Below are 23,256 nucleotides of genomic sequence, written 5' to 3' on the forward strand. Positions count from 1 at the left end.
GCCTGACCCGTCAGTATGCCGATCGCATTCGCTCAAGCATATTTAAAAGAAGATGCCTGAACCTTTGGAACGCTCGAACCAGTTTTGGGACGGTACCCGCATCCAAAAAAACGACCGGTCCCTGCGGCTGGTTTGCATCAAACCACTGCGCAACAGATCAAGTTGGTCAACTAGAGAATGGTGTCGACGACCTCGGGCGCTCCCCTGTTGGCGGCCGAACGATAACCTGCCTCGATTACGGCCAGCGCCCGCTCCGCTTCGCGCAAACCTGCAATGGGCGGACGACCGTTCGCAAGGTCGGCCCAACTGCGCCGGAGGAACACGGGATAATACGCGTCCGTGTTATACTCGATGGTCGTCGCAGACGCTCTCTCGTCGTCCCGCGATTTCGCATAAAACTGGTCGGCATACCCGCGAATGTAGGATTGACGATGCGAGAGCGAGAAGCCGAAATCCCGCTGATCGTCAGCGGTGGACGGATACAAATAGCCTGTCTCGATCACACCGATCTGCCCTGCGGCCGTTCGGCAGGTGAAGACAGCCTGCTCGTCGACGGTCACGTCAGGTCGGTATATCTGGACCTGGCCCGAGACTTCGGTGATGGGAGATTGTGTGAGGTCCGAGATCAAGTCGATGAAGTGAATACCGACATTCAGCATCGACCCACCTCCCGCGAATGCCTTGTCAAGCATCCAGCCGCAGCCGTTTCGTTCATAACGGGCTACCGAGCCCACGATGAACCTGAAGGACAGGTGTTGAAACCCGTCCGGGGCAAGGCCTTCAGCTGGCGAAAGACGATCAGCCAAATCGCTCACGCGCTGGATGAAAGGCACGCTGACGAACACACCATGTTCCTCGGAACGTTGGCGGAGACGGCGAACGTCCTCGACGTTAAGACCGCAGGGCTTCTCGATCAAGAAGGGCTTGCCTTTGTCGATCAGCCGCTCAGCAAGGATGGCCATGTCGGAATGACGGCTGAACACAAGCGCAAAATCGAAATCCTGCTCCATCAGGTCTTCGTTGGAGCCATAAAGCTTACAATTGAGCAGTGCGGCGAAACGTGGCCCGGCAAATGCCGCGCTATCAGACAGGCCGATGACCTCGATACCAGGATCCTTCAGCGCGGCGATGTAAAGCGGAAAATGCCAATGGCTGACATCAAATATTGCGATCTTCATCACGACTCCAGTATTCCTGCTTTATTCAGACTTCAGGCATGGGTAGACGCATCACATTCGCCCTAGGAACCCTGACGTAGGTTCGCCTGAACGCCGCTCCCAACGCTCCTTGTGAAACGTCTCTCATGATGCTATTGGAATAACGTTCCGATAAACCGAATATCGTGGTATCATGCGACTTGTCAAATCCCTTCTCGATCGTTGTTTCGACCTCATTACGCTGTTGAGTGAGAACGCAACTGGACTGTCATTAGGCGAGATCAGTCGCAGGCTGGACGTGCCGAAGAGCGCAGCGCATCGCTTGCTCAACAGTCTGTGTGACCTTGGTTGGGCCGAACAGGATCCCGAGAACGGGTTCTATCGCCTTTCGCTGCGTCTCGCTGTTATGGGCCAGCGTCTGCTGGCAGGGACCAGAATCCCCGACATCTGTCAACCGATCCTGGACCGCTTGGCCAGCGATACCAAAGGTCTGGGCAGGATTGCGATCCTTGATTCTGACGGCCTGACGTGGATATCCCACTCGCAAGGCATGCGGTCTGGCCTGATTTACCAGCCAGAACTTGTAGCGAAGGTGCCATTGCACACGACGGCTAACGGCAAAGCCTGGCTGGCCACACTGAACCGCGACGAAGCGTTGACAAGGGCCGTAGCAAGCGGGCTTGGCCGAACAGACCTCGGCGGTCCGCGGGCCATTACCTCAAAACAGACGTTTTCGGCGGCTTTGGACGAGACCGAGGAACGCGGATGGGCCACCGCGATCGAGGAAGCTGAACCGGGCGTTGCCGCTGTTGCCGCGGTGATCCGCGTCGGAAGTCAGGTTGTTGGAACGGTGAGCATCGCAGGACCTATACACCGCTTTTCTTCCCTCGTATTGCCGCAATTGGCGGAACAGGTGAAGGCCACCGCGCAGGAACTTTCCGAACTCTGGCCTTATCGGATTGCCTCACCCAGCCCGCAAAAAAATCTTTCTAATAAGCCACAAGGCATTGGTAACATTATCTAAATATCTTCTTTAGCCATCACTGTGCTCACCGACGCGCTGAACCTTCTTGACACCTGCATTCCTTAATGGAATAACGTTCCAATAGCGAATCCGGGAGATCGCGCTGAGCCAGGGAGCCGCTTCGGTGGCTGGTAGGAGGAAACAGTTGGCTAATGTTGAGCTAAAGGCCGTTCGCAAGGCTTACGGCGCCGTAAACGTGCTTCACGGCGTATCTGTCGATATTCACGAAGGAGAATTCGTAACTCTCGTCGGACCCTCGGGTTGCGGTAAATCAACACTGTTGCGGATGATCGCGGGACTTGAGAACATTACCGGCGGTGAAATCCAGATCGGCGGACGCACAGTTAACGACATCCCGCCGAAGGCCAGGGATATCGCCATGGTCTTCCAGAATTACGCGCTTTATCCACATATGACCGTTGCGGAAAACATGGGTTTCTCGCTGAAGCTCAAAAAGGCTCCACGGGAAGAACGAGACACGCGCGTTCAACGCGCAGCAGAAATTCTCAGTCTCACGAAACTTCTTGATCGCTACCCTCGCGAACTTTCCGGCGGCCAGCGTCAGCGCGTGGCGATGGGTCGCGCGATTGTTCGTAATCCGCAAGTATTCCTGTTCGACGAACCGCTTTCGAATCTGGACGCGAAATTGCGTGTGCAAATGCGCGCCGAGATAAAGGAACTGCATCAGCGGCTTAAAACCACCACCGTCTATGTCACCCACGATCAGGTCGAGGCAATGACAATGGCCGATAAGATTGTTGTCATGCACGACGGTTACGTCGAGCAAGTCGGCGCGCCGCTCGAACTGTATGATTACCCAGCCAACCTGTTCGTTGCCGGGTTCATCGGATCGCCATCGATGAACTTCCTCAACGGACGGGTGGAGGAAGGCCGGTTCGTTCTGGAGGACGGACACAAGCTGCCTCTGCCTGCGGGCGTGGCCAATATCTCCGAAAAAGTGATCTACGGCGTGCGTCCTGAGCATCTAACGATCAGCGACGAGGGACTCCCTCTCACCGTGACCGTTGTCGAACCGACCGGTTCCGAGACCCAGATCATTGCTCGGCATGGCGCTCAAACCATCGTCTGCATATTCCGGGATCGGGTTCTCCCGAAAGTTGGCGAGACCATCATAGTCGCTCCGGATATTTCACGCGTCCACCTCTTCAGCGAGAGCACTGGCAGACGCTTGTCTTAACGACGCGCCACCGCCGCCCACTTTGCCTGATACGGCCACAGGGGACTTATCGAATGTCGATACCACCGCTGCAAGTCAGCACCAATCAAAGCGCGCACCTGGCGAGCGACGTCGTGGGCGCCACTGAAAACCCTAATCGCTTTATTTGGGCTCCCTTTCTATGGTTTACGCCCGCGATCCTGATCCTTTTTCTTGTCACGCTCTATCCGACTATCTTCGTGGTCTGGTTAAGCTTTCAGAAAACAAAATATTATGAACTCGTTGGCTTTACCGGTCTCGCCAATTACGTCGAAGTGCTAAGCTCATCCGAGTTCTGGGACACAACGATCATTTCCCTGACCTATGTCGGGGGATCTCTTGCCGGCGCCATGATCCTTGGCATGGCTTCGGCGCTGGTTTTGAACCGGGCGGGCGTTACCGGCTCTGCGTTGCGGGTATTCATCCTTTTCCCCTGGACTTTATCCATGTCGGTCGTCGGCAGTATCTGGCTCTGGCTCCTCAACCCCTCGTTCGGGCCGGTGCCCTATATGATCCAGGAGCTCGGTATTGATCCGGGGCTGATGCTGGGGGACCCAGGTATGGCATTGCCCCTCATCACTATCGTCACGGCTTGGTGGTCTTTTCCATACGTCATGGTGATGACGACCGCAGCCATGCAGTCCATTCCGAAAGAACTGTATGAGGCGGTCGAGATCGACGGGGGCGGCGCGTTCGTGAAGTTCCGATACGTTACGCTTACCGAAATCCTTCCCACGTTGGGAAGCACCGCGCTGACGCTTTCGATCATGTACCTGACCCTGATGACGCTGATCATTGTCATGACCGGCGGTGGGCCACTAGGGTCAACGACCACGCTCAGTTTTGAAGCTTTTCGTGGAACCGTTCAGGCGGTCAATATTGGGCCGACTGCCGTTGTCTCGATTGTTGTCCTTGTCATCAATGTCGCCCTTGGTGCTCTTTACAGCCGGCTGACGGGCCGCGCCACCGGATAGGATCAGATATGAGTAACGCTCTCTCGAACCGATCAAACGGACAGATACCTGCCATCCTGGGATCACTGCTTGTTGCGATTATTGTTCTCGGACCTGTTCTTTGGGCCTTTGCGACATCGTTCAAGACGGAAGTGGAAGCGGTTGTTGTTCCGCCCACTTTCTGGCCGACGTCACCGACGCTGGATAACTATATCAAGGTCTTTCAGGACGCGCCTTTTCTTAGCGACCTCTGGAACTCTGTCGCCTACTCCGTCGGCGCCGTGATCATAGCCCTTCTCGTTGGAATTCCCGGAGGATACGCGGCAGCCCGCTTTTCTTTCAGGGGCAAACGGACGTTGATGCTGGTCATTCTCGGAACCTCGATGGTGCCTGGAGTGGCGCTGCTGGTTCCCACCTATTATCTGCTGGAAATGGTCGGTTTGCTGAACAGCGGCATCGTGGTGACAATCATCCTTGCAGCGAGAATTATCCCGCAAACGGTCTGGTTCATCGCTAACTTCGTTGAAGCCGTTCCAGTAGAGATCGAGGACTCCGCTATGATGGACGGCGCGTCCCGTTTCCAAATCATTTGGAGCCTGATTTTGCCGCTCATCCGTCCTGGCCTGGCAGCGGTTGCGACAATAGGCATCGTGACCACCTGGAACGACTATATCACCGTGGCGGTCTTTGCGCCCGAGGTCGCAAAACGAACTTTGCAGGTCGCCCTCGTCAATCAGGTCTTCGACGCCGTCGGCATTTCCTGGTCTTACATGTTGGCCTTCGTGATGGTCGCGTCATCGCCGGTGATCTTCATGTTTGGCTTCGTTCAGAAGTGGTTCATTTCCGGCCTGACGGCCGGCGCCGTAAAAGGCTGATGAACGACATAAATCCACACACAAACGTTCAATCTGGGAGGAAGACGCATGCATACCATCTCAAAACGGAAATTGATTAAAACCTCGGCGGCGCTCGCAATCGGTACGGCCCTATCTGTTTTCGCTGCTCCGCACGCCTTTGCCCAGAGCACGAAGATCGTCTACCAGACCTACCTGGATCCGAACAATTCGAAGGACCCCCGGTCGGCTGCCCAGACCAAAATGATTGACGCGTTTCAGGCGAAGAACCCGGACGTCAAGATCGAGGTGCTTGTCGATTCGACGGGGGCGACGGCATCGCGTGCGATCAAGTCCGGCAGTCAGACCCCCGACGTGATCCGGGTGACCGGACAGGGTGTTGCAGAATTCGTGGCCACCGGAAATCTTCTTCAGCTCGATGATCTGGTGAAGAAGGAAGGCATTCCGGATGACGACTGGCTTTTGCCGCTTTCGAACGCGAGAATGGACGGAAAGCTGTTCGTCATCCCCCAGGATTTTCGTATTCCAATCCTCTTCTATCGCAAGAGCATGTTGGAGAAAGCTGGCGTAACGCCGCCGAAGACCTGGGATGAAGTGTGTGCGATGGGCGCCAAGTTTGGCCAATCGGATATTATTCCATTCGCAGTTCCACTAGGAGCCACAGGCGGCCTTGGTGGCGCTCAGGCTCTTGGAGAATTTCTCTTGAGCACGATGCTGCCTGAACAGGCTGGTCAATACTTCACGTCTGATGGCAAGATTGCATTCTCAAAAGAATCGTTCATCAAAGCAGCAGAGACGATCAAAGGCTTCTACACGAAGTGCAACGTAACCCCGCTGCGAAGCGCACAGATGGGTTTCAATGAACTGCATGACGCGCTTCGGTCCGGTGGTGCGGCATCAGCCGTGTTCGGGCTCTATCGCTACAAGACGGTTCAGAGCCAACTCGGCGGCGATGATCTAGCCTGGGCTCCGGCGCCTGCATATTCGGCAAACGACAAGCAGACGGTCTACAGTTATAATATCGGGATCAACAAGAAATCCGTCAATCAAGACGCTGCCTGGAACTTTGTAAAATTCATGGTGTCACCGGAAGCGCAGGCTCTCGCAGCCGAGGGCGGCGAAGTCGTATCGCGTAAATCAGCATACAATGCGCCATACTTCCAGAGCGACGCTGGTAAAGACCAGAAGCAGTGGTCTGAACTGGTCATCCAGCGGGGTCAAACTATGACCTACACTCCCATCATCACAAATTATCACACGATCCTCGGCAAAGCTTTCCAAAGAATGGTCCTGAAGGACGGATCGCCGGCAGATGCTTATGACGAACTGATCAAACGATATGACGCAGCACTCGCCAAGGCGCAGTAGTTAGTCTCCCTGAAACGAGACTGGATGGCAGATCATCGCCATCCAATCTCGACCGACAAGGCCATCGACGGTCATTGTCGGAATATCGATGCCAAAGTTGGTGGTTTGGGTGGCTTCAGTCTCGCTCAAGAGCGGCTGAAAAGCCGATGGGTACTGTCGTGCCATACGCTCTGAATGTTGCGTGCAAACCCTGGACCACTGAACATTCAACCTGAAGAAGGGATCCGCCATGAGATATCGATATCTGGGAAGAACTGGGGTTCAGGTCAGCGAGTACATGCTGGGCACGATGAGCTACGGATCGGATGGGAATACCGACGAGAAAGAATGCATTGAAATTTTGCACAATGCGCTTGATCGCGGCATCAACTTTATCGACACAGCTGACACGTACTCCCATGGCGAATCCGAGGAGATCGTCGGCAAAGCGATTGCCGGCCGTCGAGACAAAGTGGTGCTTGCAACAAAGTTTCGGCTAACCGCTGGTGAAGGCCGCAACGAACAAGGCGCGTCACGCTATTGGATTATGAAACAGGTCGAAAACAGCCTGCGGAGGTTAAACACCGATCACATCGATCTCTACCAGTTGCACCGGCTCGATCTTCAGACCGATCTTGATGAAACACTCGGTGCTCTCGACGATCTCGTCGCTCAGGGCAAGGTTCGGTATATCGGCTGTTCAACACTACCGGGCTGGTATCTGGCGGAGACGCAATCGGTAAGCCGCTTGAACAAGACGGTGCGATTCATCAATGAAACCTCGCCCTACTCGATCTTTCAACGAGCGGTGGAGAGAGAAACCCTCCCCGCCGTTCAACACTATCGCATGGGTTTCACCGCCTGGAGTCCACTAAACGGCGGCTGGTTGACCGGAAAGTACAAGGGCGGTGGCGCGTTACCGTCAGGATCCAGAGCGGAGCGCGTCAAAGGACAATGGGGAGAGCATTATCCAATCCTGCAAACCCGCTTCGATATGGAACGCGAGGGTAATCGGCGCAAGCTGGAACTGGTTCAGGAACTCGAGCGCGTTGCAACAGAAGCAGATCTGTCTCTTATGCATATGGCTCTGGCTTTCCCACTTGCGCACGCCGCAGTGACATCTGTGATTCTGGGTCCTCGGACGCTTGAGCAGTTCAAGAGCATGGAGGCGGGTTTTGAGACAGTCCTCCAATCCCCGACACTTGATCGGATTGACGCGCTTGTCCCCCCGGGATCACTCATCGAAGAAGCCGACCGTGGGTATATTTCTCCGTGGCTTGCGCCAGAGCTTCGCCGCTATCCGGGAAAGGTTGCCTGAGTAACGCGCCAGACAGGCAGTCTATTTGCCAATCGGCCGCCATGATCATGACACCGTTCTGGCAACCGGGCGGGGTCTCAGAACCATCCGTATTTAAAACCAAGAGGGGCCGACGATGAACATTGTCTTCAACCACGCCACGGTGCGCGAGAGAGCAGATATGTTGACCTTTCTGCGGCTCTGCTCGGAGCGAGGACTTCATACCGTTTCCATTTGGGGAGATGAGATTGCCAAAGTTGGCGAAAAAGACGCTCTGTCTGTCTTGCAAGACTCTGGAATGACGGTCTCAGGCTACAATCGTGTCGGGCCGTTGAATGCATGTTCATATGACTCAGTTGAAGCGGAACTTGAGCGGGCGGCGAGATTTGAGGCTGACCACGTTTTCCTCTTTACGGGAGGCTTGCGGGACAATGAAAAGAATCTGGGTTCCGCAAGACGGAGAATTGAAGATACAATTGGCAAGGTCCTCGACAGCGCTCGAAAGATCGGAGTGAAACTGGCCATTGAGCCACTCCATCCCATGGTCACGGGCGACCGCAGCGTCATATCAACGCTCTCCCACGCAAATTCTATTTGCGAGGCGCTGGGACCGGGGATCGGAGTGGTCGTCGACGTCTATCATTGCTGGTGGGACGAACGACTGCAAGCCGAAATCGCACGGGCCGGCGATGCCGGCCGGCTGTTCGGGTTTCACGTCAACGACTGGCTCATCCCTACCCGTCATGTCCTGACCGATCGGGGCATGATGGGCGACGGGATCATCGACCTGCGCGGCATCCACTCGATGATGCGACGAGCAGGATACGATGGAGCGGTTGAGGTGGAGATATTCTCAACCGACTGGTGGGCTCGCGACCCGGCGGAGGTGATGGATATCGCCATCGATCGCTGCGTTGACCTGTTCAGTGTGGATTAAATTATGCAAGCCAGCATCCCCAACCTCGACGGCAACTCGCGTGTCTACGCTGTCTTTGGCGATCCGATCCATCAGGTCCAAACGCCGCGCCTTATAAACCCGATTTTCGCGGCCGCCGGAGTCAACATTTACGCGGTCCCCTTCCAGATTTCCGCTGAGCATTTCGCGGCAGCCTGGGATATATTTTCTGCCATACCCAATCTTTGCGGTATAAGCACCACGATCCCACATAAGGTCGCAGCGGCCAAGAAATGTTCAACGCTTACACCAACGGCGAAGGCCGTGGGTGCCGTCAACTGCGTCCAGCGCACCGAGGACGGCCAGATGAACGGCGCGCTGTTCGATGGCATAGGTTTTGTTGACGGCCTCGGTGAGGCAAAGTCGCGACTGCACGGGGCCCGCGTGCTGCTTGTCGGAGCCGGGGGCGCCGGCCGAACCATCGCCTTTGCACTTGCCGAGGAAGGTGTTTCCAAGATCGATCTTATGGATCTATCGGCGGAATCCGTCGCCTTCACAACGGCAATGGTCAATCGTTTCCGCGCTGAGGAATGCGCAGTTGCAATCGATGGATCGGCAGGGTGGGACTACGATATCGTCGTCAATGCGTCACCGATCGGCGTGAAGGGTGACAGCAAATTTCCTATGCCGGCTTCCGCAATCCGCCCGGACATGCTCATCGCCGATATCGCCAGCCTGAGCGAGGAGACCGCGCTATTACGCGCCGCCAAGGCGGCCGGTGCAACGGTGTCTGACGGCAATGACATGCTGCTCGCGCAAATCCGCTTGATGGCGGGTTTTGCCGCAGGTTTGCCGGCAGGAACCGCACTTTGACAATCAGGAAACAGAGAAAGAGTATATCATGAAAATCCAAGCCCAGGGTATTGTCCCGGTTATGCTCACCCCGTTCAAGCCGGATAACCGGATCGATTGGGAGGGTCTGGAGCGGCTCGTGGAGTGGTACATCGCCAACGGCGCCGACACCCTCTTTGCCGTCTGCCAGTCGAGCGAGATGCAGAAGCTGTCGCTGGAAGAGCGTGTCGAACTATCAAAAAAAGTGGTCTCTCTGGCCGCCGGACGTGTACCGGTGATCTCATCGGGACACATCAGCGACAGCCCCGATGATCAGCGCGCAGAACTGGTGGCCATGGCCGGTACAGGGATCGATGCGCTTGTGCTCGTCAGCAACAGGCTCGACACACGCAATAACGGAACAGAAGCATTTCGCTCAAGCCTCGACGCCATCTTGAGCTGGCTCCCGAACGACCTGGCGCTTGGTCTCTACGAGTGCCCGGCTCCCTATCGCCGTCTCTTGAGCGATGACGAGTTCAAGCTCTGCCGAGACTCCGGCCGCTTCGTCACGCTCAAGGATGTTTCCTGCGATCTTGAAACCGTCAAGCGACGCGTCGCGCTCTCTGGCGATTCCGGCTTTGCGATCGTCAACGCCAATGCGGCCATCGCCGCAGCCGCTATGCGGGAAGGTTCGAAGGGCTTTTCTGGCGTCTTCACCAATATTCACCCCGACCTCTATGCCTGGCTTTACAAGCACGCATCGGAAGACAGCGATCTGCGCCGCGAACTTGAAAACTTTCTGGCGCTCGCAGCGATGGCCGAACCTATGGGCTATCCGGGTCTTGCCAAGGTTTGGCACAAGCGCCTTGGCACGTTTGACAGCATCTCTTCTCGTGTCACCGATTATAACATTGCCGAGCGGCATTGGGCGGTCATGGATCTTCTGGATCATATTCAGCAGGGGACGGAGAGGTTTCGCGAGCGGATCAGCCAAGCGTCGTAAAAGGCAGTATCCGGCGCATTTGTCGCCGTGCACGCCTTCCTTCAAGGCACGGGTCGTTCAACGATCGGATACCTTCATCGTCCCGGTGCGCCATCGAATAACCACGAGGCAGACATGACTTCTATGACAGCTACTCCCGACGCAACTGCATTGGCTCGACAGCTATACAGCCTCCGTCAAAACAGAAGTCAGGTTCCGACAGGTCAACTCGTATCCGTGCCCGTAGCGCTTCAAGATGCGATCGACGCACAGAGCCAGTTATCGAAGCTCGAAGGAGCCGGCTTTAACGCTTGGAAAGTAGCAAAGTCGCCCGGCGGCGACCCTGTCGTCGCTCCGCTTTATCCCTATGTGGATAATCTTGCCCCTGCAGCGCTCTCTTGGCGGAGATCGATGAAGATCGAGGTGGAAATTGCCGTTGAACTCCAACGGGATTTTCCTGTTCGGACAGATAGAACCTATGAGCGCACCGAAATCGAGGCCGCGATTTCCAACGCCTACCTTGGCGCTGAAGTGGTTTGGAGCGGCATTTCAGAAGGCGGCACTATTTCCTTTCTGGCCTCCCTGGCAGATCGCCTGGGAAACATGGGGTATGTGCGAGGGCCAGCCCTGCCCTTGGCGGTCCTTCAGCCTGGTCTGAACATTCCTCTCAAGTTGAGGTTCAACGGCCAGGTCGCCTTCGACGCTGCCGGACACCACCCGACCAAAGACCCGCTGACTTGGCTCTGCGATTACGCGAACAATCCATCACGGCTGGCAACGGTGCTCACAGCCGGCTCGATCATTACGACGGGGAGCCTCTGTGGTGCAATCGAGGTTCCCGGTCCGGGCGACATAGCCGTTCAATTCGGCAACAAAGCTTCGATGCACTTCGCATTGTCGTAGGCCCATCCAACACGCCCGAAGGAATCCGATATGATGCAGCCGAACGCTCTCTACACGGTCAATACCTATCCGTACACGAACCGTTACCCCGCTCTGGATTGCTTACAACATCTTTCTGAGCTGGGGTTTTCCAGTTTCGAGATGATGCTTATCCCGGGGCATTTCTGGCCGGGTACCTCTACGATAGCAGAGCGCAAAGTAATCGGACGGCTTCTGGAAGAACGAAAGATACGCGTCGAAACCCTGAACCAGCCAAATCTCGACCTCAATCTTGCGGCTGTTACGCCCGAATGCCGCGACTATTCTTGCGGTGTTATTGCCTCTGCAATGGAACTGGCGGCTGATTGGGGCGCATTCGGCGTCGTCGTCAACCCAGGAAAGTCAAATCCGGTTTTCCCGACGAGTATCGACAAGCTTACCGACGGTTTCCGGTACTCTCTCGATATCTTGGTGCCACGCGCAGCTGAATTGCAGGTCAAGCTGATCGTCAAAAACCATCCACTGTCATGGCTATACAAGGGAGCCGACCTGTTAGCCTTTTTTGATCGTTACGGGTGGGCGAACATCGGGTTGGGCTATGACGTTGCAAATGCGACCTTTGGCCGAGACCCGGTGGTAGAAGCAATTGCTCTGATCAAGGAGCACCTCTTAGCAGTCTACCTCGCGGATACGCCACTCGACGAATTTCGTCACGATCCAGTCGGAGGCGGAGACGTGTCGTTCGAACCCATCGCCGAGGCTTTAAGGCGCATAGGCTATAACGGACCCTCAATTTTTGAGGTCGTTTCAGCCGAACCTGACAGAGCGCTTCTGGAAAGCGCAGCCTATCTCAACAAACTTCGCTGGCCCGGATGATCGGAGCTACCCTACCGGAACCAGCATCGTCTTCCAGTCGCAGGGGACAGCGCGGCATCACTTGGAATTTCAGAAAAAATCAGATGTCGCGTTGAACGCGGCCAGGAGGCACCGATGATCATCAATACTTTTTCATACCTCTGGAAGTCTACTGCAATCGAGGCAATGTCGGAACTTGTCCAGCACGGCTTTACGGTCTTCGAAGTGCCCGTGAGCTCTCCGCACTGCTGGCCGGACGAAATGTCGGGACGTTTGCGCTCGGATGGGAGAAAACAATTGCAGAATTACGGGGCAACTGTCCGGTCGCTGAATGCCGGTGGATACGATATCAACCTCGCAAGCCCCGCAGCCAATATGAGGCGCAAAAGCACAGACCATATCAAGGACGTCCTTCAACTGGCAGTCGATTGGGGGGTTGCAGACGTTGTCATTTCTCCAGGAACGCGGCGTCCAATGATCTCTCCGACGATCCCTCAGGCCCTGGGCTGGTTTTCTGAAAGTCTGGATGTGCTTTTGCCAATGGCCAAGCAAGCAGGCGTGCGGCTACTCATGGAGAATACCCCATATTGCTTCAGGCCGACGATCGGCGAACTGGTCGATCTTGTTGACGATATCGGAGATAGCAATCTCAGCATTGTCTATGACGTCGCGAACGCTGCGTACATAGGCGAGGATCCTGTCGCCAGTCTTCTGTCGCATCACTCACACATTGGTCTCGTGCATATTTCCGACACGGGTACGGACGTTTGGGGACATGATCCTATAGGCACGGGGATTGTCGATTTCGAAGGTTTAGGGCAGGCCGTGGCCTCCGTGTTCAGTGTTGATGACGTTGTTCTTGAAATCATTCGCGAAGAAGAACCCCTTCAGGAAATCAACGATGGAGTGGAGGAACTGAAGAAAAGAGGCTGGAAAATCTCGGTATGACACTTGCGCCATCATGGGTGTGCTCGGCATCCAAGATCACCAACGTAGCTACGCTGCCGCTCACCCGAATTCCGGTGAACGATACAGATAGACACCCGGATCCGCAGCGGCGAGGAACCGGGGTCTCGTCGTCATTGATCCAGCAGGAGTTACGTCTTTGAGAGTCTTGGTCAGCGGAGGACGTCGTGGAATTCCTCTCCTCTGTGAACACATGGTCGCAGTGTTGATGAAAATTGAAGCATCCCCACCAACCGCGCCGCAATATTTGATATTGCGTTGCATTTTGGAATTCAATTCCATATACTCTTTCACTATGAAGTTGGAGGGATCAATGAGAGTTTTAGTGAGTGGAGGAAGTCGCGGGATCGGTGCGGCAGTTTGTATACGAATTGCCGAAGCTGCGGCATCGCGGGGTGAGCGCGCGAAGATTGTCATCTGTGGTCGTGAACCATCAGAGGGACAGGAGGACGTCGCCCACTCGGTGCGTGCTTTGGGTGCCGATGCGATCGCCTTATCCGGCGACCTCAGCAATGTGGACGTCGCCGCCGACCTGGTGAAGTCGGCAGTCTCCGAATTTGGGGGTCTCGACGCTCTGGTTGCCAATGCTGGCGTGGCGAGCCCTGGGAACATCTGCGATCTGTCCGTCGCCGACTGGGACAAAATGTTCGAGGTCAACCTTCGCGGAGCATGGCTTTTGGCCAAATACAGCTACCCGCATCTGAAGGAGAGCCGTGGCGCTGCATGCTTCACATCCTCGATGTCGGGACAGGTTCCACATGCCGGATCCGGTGCGTATAGTCCAACCAAAGCAGCGTTGGCTATGTTGGCCAAGACCCTGGCCTTGGGATGGGCTCCGGACGGCATTCGCTCAAATGTCGTCTCACCGGGGATGACCCATACTCCAATGTCCGCAAAAATGTACGCAGATCCTGAAATCAAGCAGGCAAGGGAGAAACTAATCCCGCTTGGAAGGATCGGCGACCCCGTAGACATCGCCAATGCAATCGAGTTTTTGATAAGCCCGCTTTCTGGCTATATTACCGGTCAAGACCTCTGCGTCGACGGTGGCTTCTCAAAGTCAATCCTCAGCCACATCCCAGGCCGCCCAAGTTCCAAACCGTAGTAGGCGACGCTGCCGCAGGCTGAACGCATCACCGTTCCTCGGCTTCGGCTGGCGTATATTCCCGATGGGCTCCAGAAGCCGTCGGTGGTTAAACCAGTCGACCCATTCCAGCGTGGCGAACTCGACGGCCTCGAAGTTTCGCCACGGTCCTCGCCGATGGATGACCTCGGCCTTATAGAGACCGTCAGCTGACAGAGCTTGAAATTCGACCGTCATACTGAGTTTGCCGGCTTCAGGGCTTAGGGAGATGGGATGGGTGCATCCAGTTGGCCCGCGACCCAAGTGCCCCTTCGCAAAACGCACCGTTGAGAACAGCAATAAGTGCATTCGACCCTTTTGCCGAGCCATACCGAACTGGCGACTGCGTAACAAACTGACCTGCTCATTCTGCTGCGCTCTCTTAACCATCAGCCGCTCAAATACCTTGGATACGAGACGCCCCCGACTTGTTCATGGAGTTTTGAGGCGAGCGCGTAATACTCTACCCTGTATCAAGCGTGATGCACTTCGGTTAGCTTCTCCAGACATGCCACTAGGTTTCTTCTTGGATCTATATTGACAAACCGCGCACCATCCCTATTGTCGCTTCATGACATGGGTGGTAACTACAGGTAACGCTCACTATTTAATTTTCATGAAACATCAGTGGTAAAATTTCTGGGAGGAAAATATGCCTGCATTAAACAAACTCGGTTTGTTGATATCTTTTAGCGTTATGGCTACCGCAGTCACGTCGCTGGATGCCCTCGCCCAACAACCAACGGCAGATGTCGTGCACTGGTTGACCTCGGGTGCTGAATCCGAAGCCATCACCATTCTCGCCAAGGAGTTCGAAAAGCGCGGTGGGAAATGGGTGGACTCTGCGGCTCCAGGAGGGCCTACGGACGCACAGGCGCTGATCATGAACCGCATTGCTGGCGGCAATCCCCCTGGCGTCGCGTTCATATCTGTCGGCCATTCGGCCGTAGAGCTTGGCAAAGAAGGCTTGTTGCAGGACATTAAGGCAGAAGCCGAAAAGAACGGTGCGGACGTCACCTCTGATGTCATGCTTAAGCTGGTGAGTGATACGGACGGGGCCTTGTATGCGCTTCCTATCGCCATTGAAAGCAGCAACCTCGCCTGGCTTTCTAAGACCGTTTACGACGAGGCCGGGCTAACCTTTCCAAAGTCATGGGCCGAGTTTCTGGAGCAAGCCAAGGTTCTGAAGGAAAAAGGCTACATCCCCCTCGCCGTAGGCGCACAAGGCTGGCAGCTAAGCATTCTCTTCAATTCAGTGCTTCTGGCGGAAGCCGGCAACGACACCTTCGACGCCATCGTTAATACCAAAACTGCGGAAGCCGCAGGCAGTGCAAAGGTTGTTCAGGCCTTCACCACCATGCGCGCGCTGTCAACCTATTCCGATGCCGGTGCCAGCAACCGGGCCTGGAACGACACGCTCAATCTGGTTGCCGAAGGTAAGGCGGCTGTTCAGATTATGGGCAGCTGGGCCGGAGCCGAGTTGACAAAAATGGGTTTGGAGCGCGGCGATAAATGGGATTGCATACTTCCGCCAGGCAATACACGCCTGATATTGGACGGAGCCGGGTTCGAGTTTCCGAAGGTTACGAACGCCGATGATGTGGCGGGCCAAGCTCTCTTCGTTCAGGTCATGATGGACCCGGCCGTGCAGGCCAAATTTGCCGCGGTAAAGGGCGCGGTTCCTGCCCGTCTGGACGCGGACACGTCCGGCCTGGCACCGTGCGATCAGATGTCAGCTCAAATCATCCGGGATTCGGGCAGCTTCCCTTCACCAAGTTCGGTTCTTGGGAATGAAAGCGGTGGCCAGATCGAAGATCTGTTGTCGCGATTCTGGGCAGATGCATCCCTCAGCCCTGAGGAAGCGGCAAAACAATATTCCGACATCGTCAGCGGCGGGCAGTAGTCCTCATTGGAGTCCCGCCCTGCACCACGCAGGGCGAACCGATTCTCGCAACACTTGGCAGGACCATGCGACACAAGACCTTTCCAGCCCACATGATGGCGAGATTTGCGCTCGTACCGTCCATCCTGCTGTGCGCCATTGGCTTCTATGGCGCGATGCTGTGGACCGTCGTGATCTCGTTCACCAGTTCCACCATCACGCCGCGCTATGAGTTTGCCGGGCTGGCACAATATGTGCGCCTGTTCACGATGGACCGGTGGCATGTGGCCTATACCAACATGTTCGTTTTCGGTGCCTTATATATTGCCTGTTCGCTGATATTTGGCGTGCTTCTGGCCATTGCGTTGGACCAAAGTATTCGTGGACGCAACCTCCTTCAGACCATCTTTCTGTATCCAATTGCGCTGTCGTTCATCGTAACGGGTCTTGCGTGGCAGTGGCTTTTAAATCCGACGACCGGGTTGCAAAACTATGTCCGGGGTCTTGGCTTTGAAAGCTTTGCCTTCGACTGGCTCTCCAGCCCCGACCGTGCTGTGTATACACTCGTTATTGCCGGTGTCTGGCATGCGGCCGGGCTGGTCATGGCTATCATGTATGCCGGGCTCGGCTCAGTCGATGGCGAGATCTGGCGGGCCGGGCGTGTGGACGGTATTCCCCGCACCACGATGTACCGGCGCATCATCCTGCCCATGCTGAAACCGGTCATTATCGTTTGCGTGGTTCTGTTGTCTATGGACGTGATTAAGAGCTACGAACTTGTGGTGGCCATGACCGGCGGGGGTCCGGGCTATTCCACAGATCTGCCGGCGAAATTCGTTGTCGACAACCTGTTTACACGCACCAATATCGGGCTGGCGTCTGCGGCTGCGACGCTGATGCTGGCCTCCATCATTGTCTTGCTTCTTCTGTTCGGTTGGCTGCAAAAGGAAAGGGTCGCGCGATGACCATGCTACAAACGGCGATACCGTCGGCTGTTCCGCGCCGTGCGCGTAAACACCGCCCTGCTGCAGCCATTGGCCGGTTGGGCCTCTACGGTTTTCTGGTTCTGGCAGCGCTGTTTTTTGCTATTCCGCTGATCATCATGGTGTCCACATCGTTGAAAACGGTTGAGGAGATCCGCACCGGGTCTATCTTTATGTTGCCGCAGGCACTTGATTTCTCGGCCTGGGCAAAGGCGTGGTCGTCCGCCTGTATTGGGCGGCAGTGCGAGGGTATTCGCGGTGGGTTGTGGAACTCAATTCTGATCATGGTGCCTAGTACAGCACTGTCCGTGTTGATTTCAGCGTTGAACGGTTACGCGCTGTCGCTCTGGCGCATCCGCCATGCGGGCTTGCTGCTCAGCGCACTGATGGTCGGGGCTTTTATTCCTTATCAGGTGATGATTTACCCGCTCGTGCGTATGTCATCGACGATTGGTATTTACGGCAGCATTCCCGCTGTGGTTCTGGTGCATGTGCTGTTCGGCCTGCCGATCCTAACGCTGATCTTTCGAAATTTCTATTCGGCCTTGCCAGAAGAGCTGATCAAGGCTGCCCGTGTCGACGGCGCTGGATTTTTCAGGATCTTTTTCAGAATTGTTTTGCCGATGTCGACCAACGTCATCATCGTTGCCCTGATCCTGTCAGTCACTGGCGTCTGGAATGACTATTTGCTGAGCCTCATTTTCGCTGGACGCGAAAACCTGCCCATGACTGTGGAACTGGCCAGCCTCGTGAGTACGCGCATCGGTGTACCAGAATACAACGTCAACATGGCGGCAACCATCATAACAGCGCTGCCGCCGCTGCTTCTCTATTTGTTTTCAGGCCGGTATTTCGTGCGGGGCATCACCGCCGGTGCGGTGAAAGGGTAAGACATGATTGGTGTACAGATCGAAAGCCTGAGCAGGCACTTTGGAGCACTGCCCGTTTTGCGTGATATCTCAATGGAGGTACAGCCCGGCGAATTCACGGTGCTGCTCGGCCCTTCCGGTTGTGGCAAATCGACTTTACTGGCATCCATTGCCGGTCTGGACGATCTTCAAGGCGGGCGCATCTTGTTCGATAGTGCCGATGTATCCGACCTAGAACCAGCCGAACGCAATATCGGCATGGTCTTTCAGTCATACGCGCTTTATCCGACGATGACGGTGCGGCAAAACCTGTCCTTCGGTCTGGAAGTCGCCAAAACATCGAAGGCGGATATTCAGGAGCGCGTGACGTGGGCGGCGCAGTTGCTGCAGATCGAACCGCTTCTGGATCGTAAGCCTTCTCAGCTTTCAGGCGGCCAGCGCCAGCGTGTGGCCATTGGACGGGCACTGGTGCGCAAGACCAATCTGTTCCTCTTCGATGAGCCGCTCTCCAATCTCGATGCGAAGCTGCGGACTGAAATGCGGGTAGAAATCAAGGAATTGCACCGCCGCTTGGGGGCAACTTTTATTTACGTGACGCATGATCAGGTGGAGGCGATGACGCTGGCAACGCGGATTGCCATTATGCAGGGCGGTAGAATTGAACAATATGCCACCCCGGAGGACGTTTATGAACGCCCGGCCTCGCTGTTCGTGGCAAGTTTTATCGGCGCACCACCCATGAATTTGCTGCCTGCTACCTTGAAACAAACATCACACGGCGTCGTGGCCTTCACCGGAGACCATACGGTGAGCTTGAAGGGCTATCCCTTTAAAATAGCGCCGGCAGACGGGCAACCAATCGTCATCGGTATTCGACCGGAAAACATATTGATCGACGGCAACGTTGCGCCGACGTTGCGCGCCGAAGTCGTTGTTGTGGAACCGCTCGGTGCCGATACGCTCGTCTGGGTGGATTGTGCCGCCAACCGGATGGCTGTGCGTACGCACCCAAAGGAAGCCAAGGGGCTTTCCGGCAGCATCGGCCTGTCCTTCAAAGTTGAAAACCTGTCAATCTTTTCCAAAGATTCCGGGCTGCGTCTATGACAGTTCCCCGCCCCGGCATCCGGCTCCCTAGGAAGACGATGATATGACCACAAACGGTGAGATGGCACACAATGGCGCAGAGCCCCTGCACCAGCAATTGAAGGCGATCATTCTCAAGAGCATCGCCAGTGGGGAGTGGCCACCCCATAGCCAGATTGCATCCGAGCGCGAGCTGTGCGAGCGCTACTCAGTCAGCCGAACGACCACGCGCAAAGTCCTGTCCGATCTCATCCACGACGGTCTCGTCTATACCGTTAGCGGCAAGGGCACGTTTGTGGCCGAGCATCGCCTCCGGCAGGAGTTGAAGCCGCTTGTGGGGTTTACGCAGGACTTGCGCGATCAGGGCGTGGACGTGGTGTCCGAGGTCATGTCGTTTGAGCGCATCGAGGCGGACGAAAGTCTGGCAGCCCATTTGAAAATCCGGCCCTTTGCCGCTGTCGTCAAGTTGCAGCGCTGCCGCTGTGCAGGAGACCAGCCACTGGCTATCCAGACCACCTATCTGCCAGAGCATCTGTGCCCAGGAGTCTTGCGCTATGATTTTGCCAGCCATTCTTTGTTCGAAACTCTGCGTCAGGAGTTCGGCCTGGAAATGATCGAGGGCAAGACCGTGATTAAACCTGGACTGGCTGAGCATTGGGAGGCGAAGACGCTGAATGTGCAGCAGCCGGCTGCCGTCCTTCGGACATTCCAAACCACCTTTCTGGAAGACGGTCAGGTGATTGAATACTGCGTTTCCGCATTCCACGGCGAACTGTTTGAACTCACAGTCGGCGGCAATGCCGATCGTACCATCAATATCAACACTGCCTATTCTACCGGCAACCTGAAAATGGTTACGCCGTGACCATAACCTGCCGAAAGCCGCAGGTTGTGCCGTTTGAGCACATGGCGCGCGTAAACCTTATCTGAAAGAGGACGTCACAATGGCACGCATTAAAATCGCTTATATCGGGGGCGGCAGCACCCGCGCGCCGGGATGCATCGCCTGCTGGATTGCACAAGGCGACAATTTCCGTGGTTCAGAAATCGTTCTGATCGATATCGACAAGGATCGTCTCGAAACCGTGCGGGTTCTGGCACAGAAAATGTCCGATAACGCGGGTGTGGATATCACCTTTACAGCCACGACAGACCGGGCTGCGGGACTGACAGACTGCGACGCTGTGCTGACGAGCTTCCGTCCCGGCGGTTTCGAAGCGCGTTATCTTGATGAATGCATTCCGTTGAAGCACGGTGTTATCGGGCAGGAAACGCAAGGTCCGGGCGGCTTCTTCATGGCGCTTCGCTCCATCCATGCCATGAAGGATATCGTCAAGGACATGGAGCGCGTTTGTCCGCGTGCAAGGCTGTTCAATTACACCAACCCGGTCAACATCGTGGCCGAGGCCATGACACATTACACCGATATTCCCATCGTCTCGCTCTGTGAAGGCCCCATCGTGTTTCCCGCCGAGGTCGCGGTGGCTGCTGGCCTCGATCCGTCCCTTTTGAAGAGCCAGATGATCGGGCTCAACCATGCCTCATGGTCTGTCGAACATCTCTACGACGGGCAAGATTTCATCCCCCTTGTGGAAGCTGCATGGAACAAGAAACGTCACGATCAAAGTCTGGATTTGCAACAGCGTCGCCTGCTGCACATGACAGTGGCATTGCAGGCAATCCCGTCGCAATACTTCAAATACTACTATTTCCGCGACGAAATTCTACTTGAGTTGCAGCAGTCAGCTACAACGCGGGCTCAGGACATTATGGCCAAGGTGCCTGGCTACTGGCAGCATTATGAGGAGCAGGCGAGAGCAGACGTTCCCAAGCTCGATTCCAACCGCATTCGCGGCAGTCTGGAAGAGCTGGAAATTGCCATTGATGTTCTGGACGCTGTTTACAACGATCGCGGCGAAATCTGGCCGGTCAATGTTCCCAACCGTGGGGCAATTCCGGATCTGGCGGATGATCTGGTTGTCGAACTGTCGGGTTATGTGGACAAGGCGGGAATTAAGCCGGTTGTGGCTGGCCCGTTGCCACCGCAATCTTCCGGTCTGGTGCATATGCTGGCCGAGTATCAGGCCGCAACGGCGCGTGTTGCGCTGAATGGCAATCGTCGCCAGGCGATACAAGCGCTGGCCAGCAATCCACTGGTCATGTCTTTAACAAAAGCAGAGGCGATCTTCGACGAGATGGCCGCGGCGCACCGCCAGTATATCCCTGGCCATCTTTCCTCCTAATCAGGACACTGGGGTACGACCATGGACGTGATTGTCGAAACAAATCCACAAACGGCCAGTCAGGCCGGAACGGATCTGCTGGCTACGCTTATCCGGCGCAAGCCGACCCTCAAGGCTGTACTAGCAACCGGCAATACGCCGATGGACATGTATTCCCGTTTGGCAGCATTGAAAAATGCTGGAAAGATTGATGCCGGGCAGATGACTGTGTTTCAATTGGACGCCTATCTGGATGTGCCCGACACCGACCCACGCTCACTGTACGGTTGGATGGACAGGTCTTTTATTCAGCCGATGGACATTCCCGCAACACAGGTGCACCGCTTCCGCGAAACATCCGACGACCCGCATGGCGATTGCGTGCGCTACGCCGACACCATAAGGGCGTCCGGCGGGTTCGACCTGGCTGTGCTGGGGCTGGGTCCGAATGGCCATCTCGGCTTCAACGAACCGCCAAGCGCCGCAGACGCCACAACACGTGTGGTTACCCTGACGCCGGAAAGCATCATCAGCAATGCTGTCTACTGGGGCGGTATCGCGCGCGTTCCGAAAGTTTCGGTGACAGTCGGCATGGATGCATTGCTGGCCTCTTCGCAAATCATCCTCATTGCCACCGGGGCGCACAAGCATGACATCCTACGCCGCACAGTCGAGGGACCGGTAACGCCGGACGTCCCCTCCTCGTTTTTGCAAACGGCGGCAAAGGTAACCATCATCACGGATCGTGCAGCATGGGAGGGAGATCGCTGATGCCCGTTCCGAATTTCCCGCTTGTTCTCGGTGTCGATGGCGGCGCCACGAAGACTATCGCGGTTTTGGCAGATCTCGATGGCCGTGTGCTGGGCTATGGTCGGGCAGGCAGTTGTGACATCTACACCCATCCCGGTGCCGTCGATGAAGTCGAGGCAGCTGTGGCACAGGCGTGCACCTATGCCGGTGTCGAACGTAGTGCCATTGATACCGCTGTCTTCAGTCTGGCCAGTGCCGACTGGCCGGAGGATTTCACCTATTGGACAAACTCACTGAAAGAGCGGCATCTGGGGCGCACGATCACTGTCATGAACGATGCCATCGGCGCCCTGAATTGCGATTTGCCGGAGGGCGATGCTGTCGTCGTTGTCTGCGGGACAGGTGCCGCGATTGGAAGCCGGAACAGTCAAGGCGATATTTGGCATTCCAGTTTCTGGCAGTTGACTCAAGGAGGCGCAGAACTCAGCGACATGGTTCGGTATGCCGTCTATCGCTCTGAGCTTGGGATTATCGCACCAACATGTCTGACCCAACCTGTGCTCGCCTATTATGACGCCGCATCGGTGGAGGATTTGCTGCACAGACTGACCTGCCGTGAGCGCGAAAAAGCTTCCAACAGAGCCGGTCTGGTGCCCTTGCTCTATGCAGCGGCGGAACAAGGGGACCTTATCGCCATAGATATTCTGCAGAACCACGGCCTAGCTCTGGCAGACTTCGCACTGGCTGCCGCCCGGAAGGTGGCGATTGCTGACAAGTCGTTCCATTTGCTGTTAACCGGCGGTGTCTTTCGAAATCCCTCGCAGATCATGCGCACGAGCTTGATCGGGCATATGCGGGCACGTGGCGCCCGATTTCACGTCGTCGAAGGCAACAGCGAACCGGTTAAAGGCGCGGTTATAACCGCGCTAACCACCTACAAACCCGTATCCAACGCAGTTGTTACTACCCTGGACCATACCTTTCCTGCACCATCTTTCTTCGACACGACGCAAAGGACATTTCAACAAGCAGGGTAGCGCGGCCCCACGAGTGGATCGTTGCCGCGGGTCTAGGCGGTGGCGAGG

The 23,256-nt window shown here is 55.9% G+C and carries 23 protein-coding genes and 1 pseudogene; 21 read left to right on the top strand and 3 right to left on the bottom strand.

The window, feature by feature from the left end:
• Nucleotides 1–170 precede the first annotated feature (170 nt).
• Nucleotides 171–1,178, bottom strand: coding sequence for a Gfo/Idh/MocA family protein (locus tag IFT84_RS10960; protein ID WP_192119290.1), 1,008 nt, complete (start codon nt 1,176–1,178; stop codon nt 171–173).
• Nucleotides 1,179–1,350: 172 nt separating this feature from the next.
• On the opposite strand from IFT84_RS10960, the gene IFT84_RS10965 reads away from it, so the two are divergent.
• The 5 genes from IFT84_RS10965 (at nt 1,351) to IFT84_RS10985 (ending at nt 6,572) form a co-directional block, all read left to right on the top strand.
• The gene (locus IFT84_RS10965) at nt 1,351–2,181 is read left to right on the top strand and encodes an IclR family transcriptional regulator (protein ID WP_192119292.1); all 831 of its coding nucleotides are present in this window, start codon (nt 1,351–1,353) and stop codon (nt 2,179–2,181) included.
• Between the two features lie 145 nt (nt 2,182–2,326).
• A complete protein-coding gene (locus IFT84_RS10970) occupies nt 2,327–3,379 on the top strand; it encodes an ABC transporter ATP-binding protein (protein ID WP_192119293.1) in 1,053 nt (350 codons plus the stop codon).
• A gap of 53 nt (nt 3,380–3,432) precedes the next feature.
• A complete protein-coding gene (locus IFT84_RS10975) occupies nt 3,433–4,371 on the top strand; it encodes a carbohydrate ABC transporter permease (protein ID WP_192119294.1) in 939 nt (312 codons plus the stop codon).
• 131 nt (nt 4,372–4,502) lie between these two features.
• A complete protein-coding gene (locus tag IFT84_RS21615) occupies nt 4,503–5,225 on the top strand; it encodes an ABC transporter permease subunit (protein WP_192119295.1) in 723 nt (240 codons plus the stop codon).
• A gap of 48 nt (nt 5,226–5,273) precedes the next feature.
• The gene (locus IFT84_RS10985; RefSeq protein ID WP_192119296.1) at nt 5,274–6,572 is read left to right on the top strand and encodes an ABC transporter substrate-binding protein; all 1,299 of its coding nucleotides are present in this window, start codon (nt 5,274–5,276) and stop codon (nt 6,570–6,572) included.
• Here the strand turns inward: IFT84_RS10985 and IFT84_RS10990 are convergent, their stop codons facing one another.
• A complete protein-coding gene (locus tag IFT84_RS10990) occupies nt 6,573–6,737 on the bottom strand; it encodes a hypothetical protein (RefSeq protein ID WP_192119297.1) in 165 nt (54 codons plus the stop codon).
• A gap of 112 nt (nt 6,738–6,849) precedes the next feature.
• Between IFT84_RS10990 and IFT84_RS10995 the strand changes: the two genes are divergently transcribed.
• The 8 genes from IFT84_RS10995 (at nt 6,850) to IFT84_RS11030 (ending at nt 14,364) form a co-directional block, all read left to right on the top strand.
• Complete coding sequence (locus IFT84_RS10995) at nt 6,850–7,869, top strand: aldo/keto reductase (RefSeq protein WP_197975530.1); 1,020 nt, start codon at nt 6,850–6,852, stop codon at nt 7,867–7,869.
• A gap of 115 nt (nt 7,870–7,984) precedes the next feature.
• Nucleotides 7,985–8,785, top strand: coding sequence for a sugar phosphate isomerase/epimerase family protein (locus IFT84_RS11000; protein WP_192119300.1), 801 nt, complete (start codon nt 7,985–7,987; stop codon nt 8,783–8,785).
• Nucleotides 8,786–8,788: 3 nt separating this feature from the next.
• On the top strand, nt 8,789–9,616 hold the full coding sequence (locus IFT84_RS11005) for a shikimate dehydrogenase family protein (RefSeq protein WP_192119302.1): 828 nt from the start codon (nt 8,789–8,791) through the stop codon (nt 9,614–9,616).
• A 28-nt stretch (nt 9,617–9,644) separates the two neighbouring features.
• Nucleotides 9,645–10,577, top strand: a complete 933-nt coding sequence (locus tag IFT84_RS11010) for a dihydrodipicolinate synthase family protein (protein WP_192119304.1) — start codon at nt 9,645–9,647, stop codon at nt 10,575–10,577.
• A gap of 114 nt (nt 10,578–10,691) precedes the next feature.
• Nucleotides 10,692–11,459 (top strand): 2-keto-4-pentenoate hydratase, encoded by a 768-nt coding sequence (locus tag IFT84_RS11015; protein ID WP_192119306.1) that lies wholly within the window; start codon nt 10,692–10,694, stop codon nt 11,457–11,459.
• A 30-nt stretch (nt 11,460–11,489) separates the two neighbouring features.
• The gene (locus IFT84_RS11020; RefSeq protein ID WP_192119308.1) at nt 11,490–12,314 is read left to right on the top strand and encodes a sugar phosphate isomerase/epimerase family protein; all 825 of its coding nucleotides are present in this window, start codon (nt 11,490–11,492) and stop codon (nt 12,312–12,314) included.
• A gap of 114 nt (nt 12,315–12,428) precedes the next feature.
• Nucleotides 12,429–13,241 (top strand): sugar phosphate isomerase/epimerase family protein, encoded by an 813-nt coding sequence (locus IFT84_RS11025; protein WP_192119310.1) that lies wholly within the window; start codon nt 12,429–12,431, stop codon nt 13,239–13,241.
• Nucleotides 13,242–13,467: 226 nt separating this feature from the next.
• The gene (locus IFT84_RS11030) at nt 13,468–14,364 is read left to right on the top strand and encodes an SDR family NAD(P)-dependent oxidoreductase (protein WP_197975531.1); all 897 of its coding nucleotides are present in this window, start codon (nt 13,468–13,470) and stop codon (nt 14,362–14,364) included.
• Between the two features lie 28 nt (nt 14,365–14,392).
• On the opposite strand, the pseudogene IFT84_RS11035 reads toward IFT84_RS11030, so the two are convergent.
• Nucleotides 14,393–14,562: pseudogene (locus IFT84_RS11035) on the bottom strand (IS3 family transposase); the annotation flags it as partial.
• Nucleotides 14,563–15,034: 472 nt separating this feature from the next.
• Between IFT84_RS11035 and IFT84_RS11040 the strand changes: the two are divergent.
• The 8 genes from IFT84_RS11040 (at nt 15,035) to IFT84_RS11075 (ending at nt 23,208) form a co-directional block, all read left to right on the top strand.
• The gene (locus IFT84_RS11040; protein WP_192119312.1) at nt 15,035–16,285 is read left to right on the top strand and encodes an ABC transporter substrate-binding protein; all 1,251 of its coding nucleotides are present in this window, start codon (nt 15,035–15,037) and stop codon (nt 16,283–16,285) included.
• 65 nt (nt 16,286–16,350) lie between these two features.
• On the top strand, nt 16,351–17,229 hold the full coding sequence (locus tag IFT84_RS11045; protein ID WP_192119314.1) for a carbohydrate ABC transporter permease: 879 nt from the start codon (nt 16,351–16,353) through the stop codon (nt 17,227–17,229).
• Nucleotides 17,226–18,137 carry a carbohydrate ABC transporter permease gene (locus tag IFT84_RS11050; RefSeq protein ID WP_244651187.1) on the top strand — a complete coding sequence of 304 codons (912 nt, stop codon included), beginning with the start codon at nt 17,226–17,228 and terminating at the stop codon, nt 18,135–18,137. Before IFT84_RS11045 ends, IFT84_RS11050 begins: the two co-directional genes overlap by 4 nt.
• Before the next feature lie 3 nt (nt 18,138–18,140).
• Entirely contained in the window at nt 18,141–19,220 is a 1,080-nt protein-coding gene (locus IFT84_RS11055) for an ABC transporter ATP-binding protein (RefSeq protein ID WP_192119316.1), read from the top strand.
• Nucleotides 19,221–19,263: 43 nt separating this feature from the next.
• Nucleotides 19,264–20,064, top strand: coding sequence for a GntR family transcriptional regulator (locus tag IFT84_RS11060; RefSeq protein WP_192119318.1), 801 nt, complete (start codon nt 19,264–19,266; stop codon nt 20,062–20,064).
• A gap of 79 nt (nt 20,065–20,143) precedes the next feature.
• On the top strand, nt 20,144–21,442 hold the full coding sequence (locus IFT84_RS11065; protein ID WP_192119320.1) for a family 4 glycosyl hydrolase: 1,299 nt from the start codon (nt 20,144–20,146) through the stop codon (nt 21,440–21,442).
• 21 nt (nt 21,443–21,463) lie between these two features.
• The gene (locus IFT84_RS11070) at nt 21,464–22,192 is read left to right on the top strand and encodes a 6-phosphogluconolactonase (protein WP_192119322.1); all 729 of its coding nucleotides are present in this window, start codon (nt 21,464–21,466) and stop codon (nt 22,190–22,192) included.
• Nucleotides 22,192–23,208 carry an N-acetylglucosamine kinase gene (locus IFT84_RS11075; RefSeq protein ID WP_192119324.1) on the top strand — a complete coding sequence of 339 codons (1,017 nt, stop codon included), beginning with the start codon at nt 22,192–22,194 and terminating at the stop codon, nt 23,206–23,208. Before IFT84_RS11070 ends, IFT84_RS11075 begins: the two co-directional genes overlap by 1 nt.
• The last annotated feature ends 48 nt before the right edge of the window (nt 23,209–23,256 follow it).

It is taken from the genome of Rhizobium sp. CFBP 8762 (assembly GCF_014841565.1).
Taxonomy (GTDB): Bacteria; Pseudomonadota; Alphaproteobacteria; order Rhizobiales; family Rhizobiaceae; genus CFBP-8762.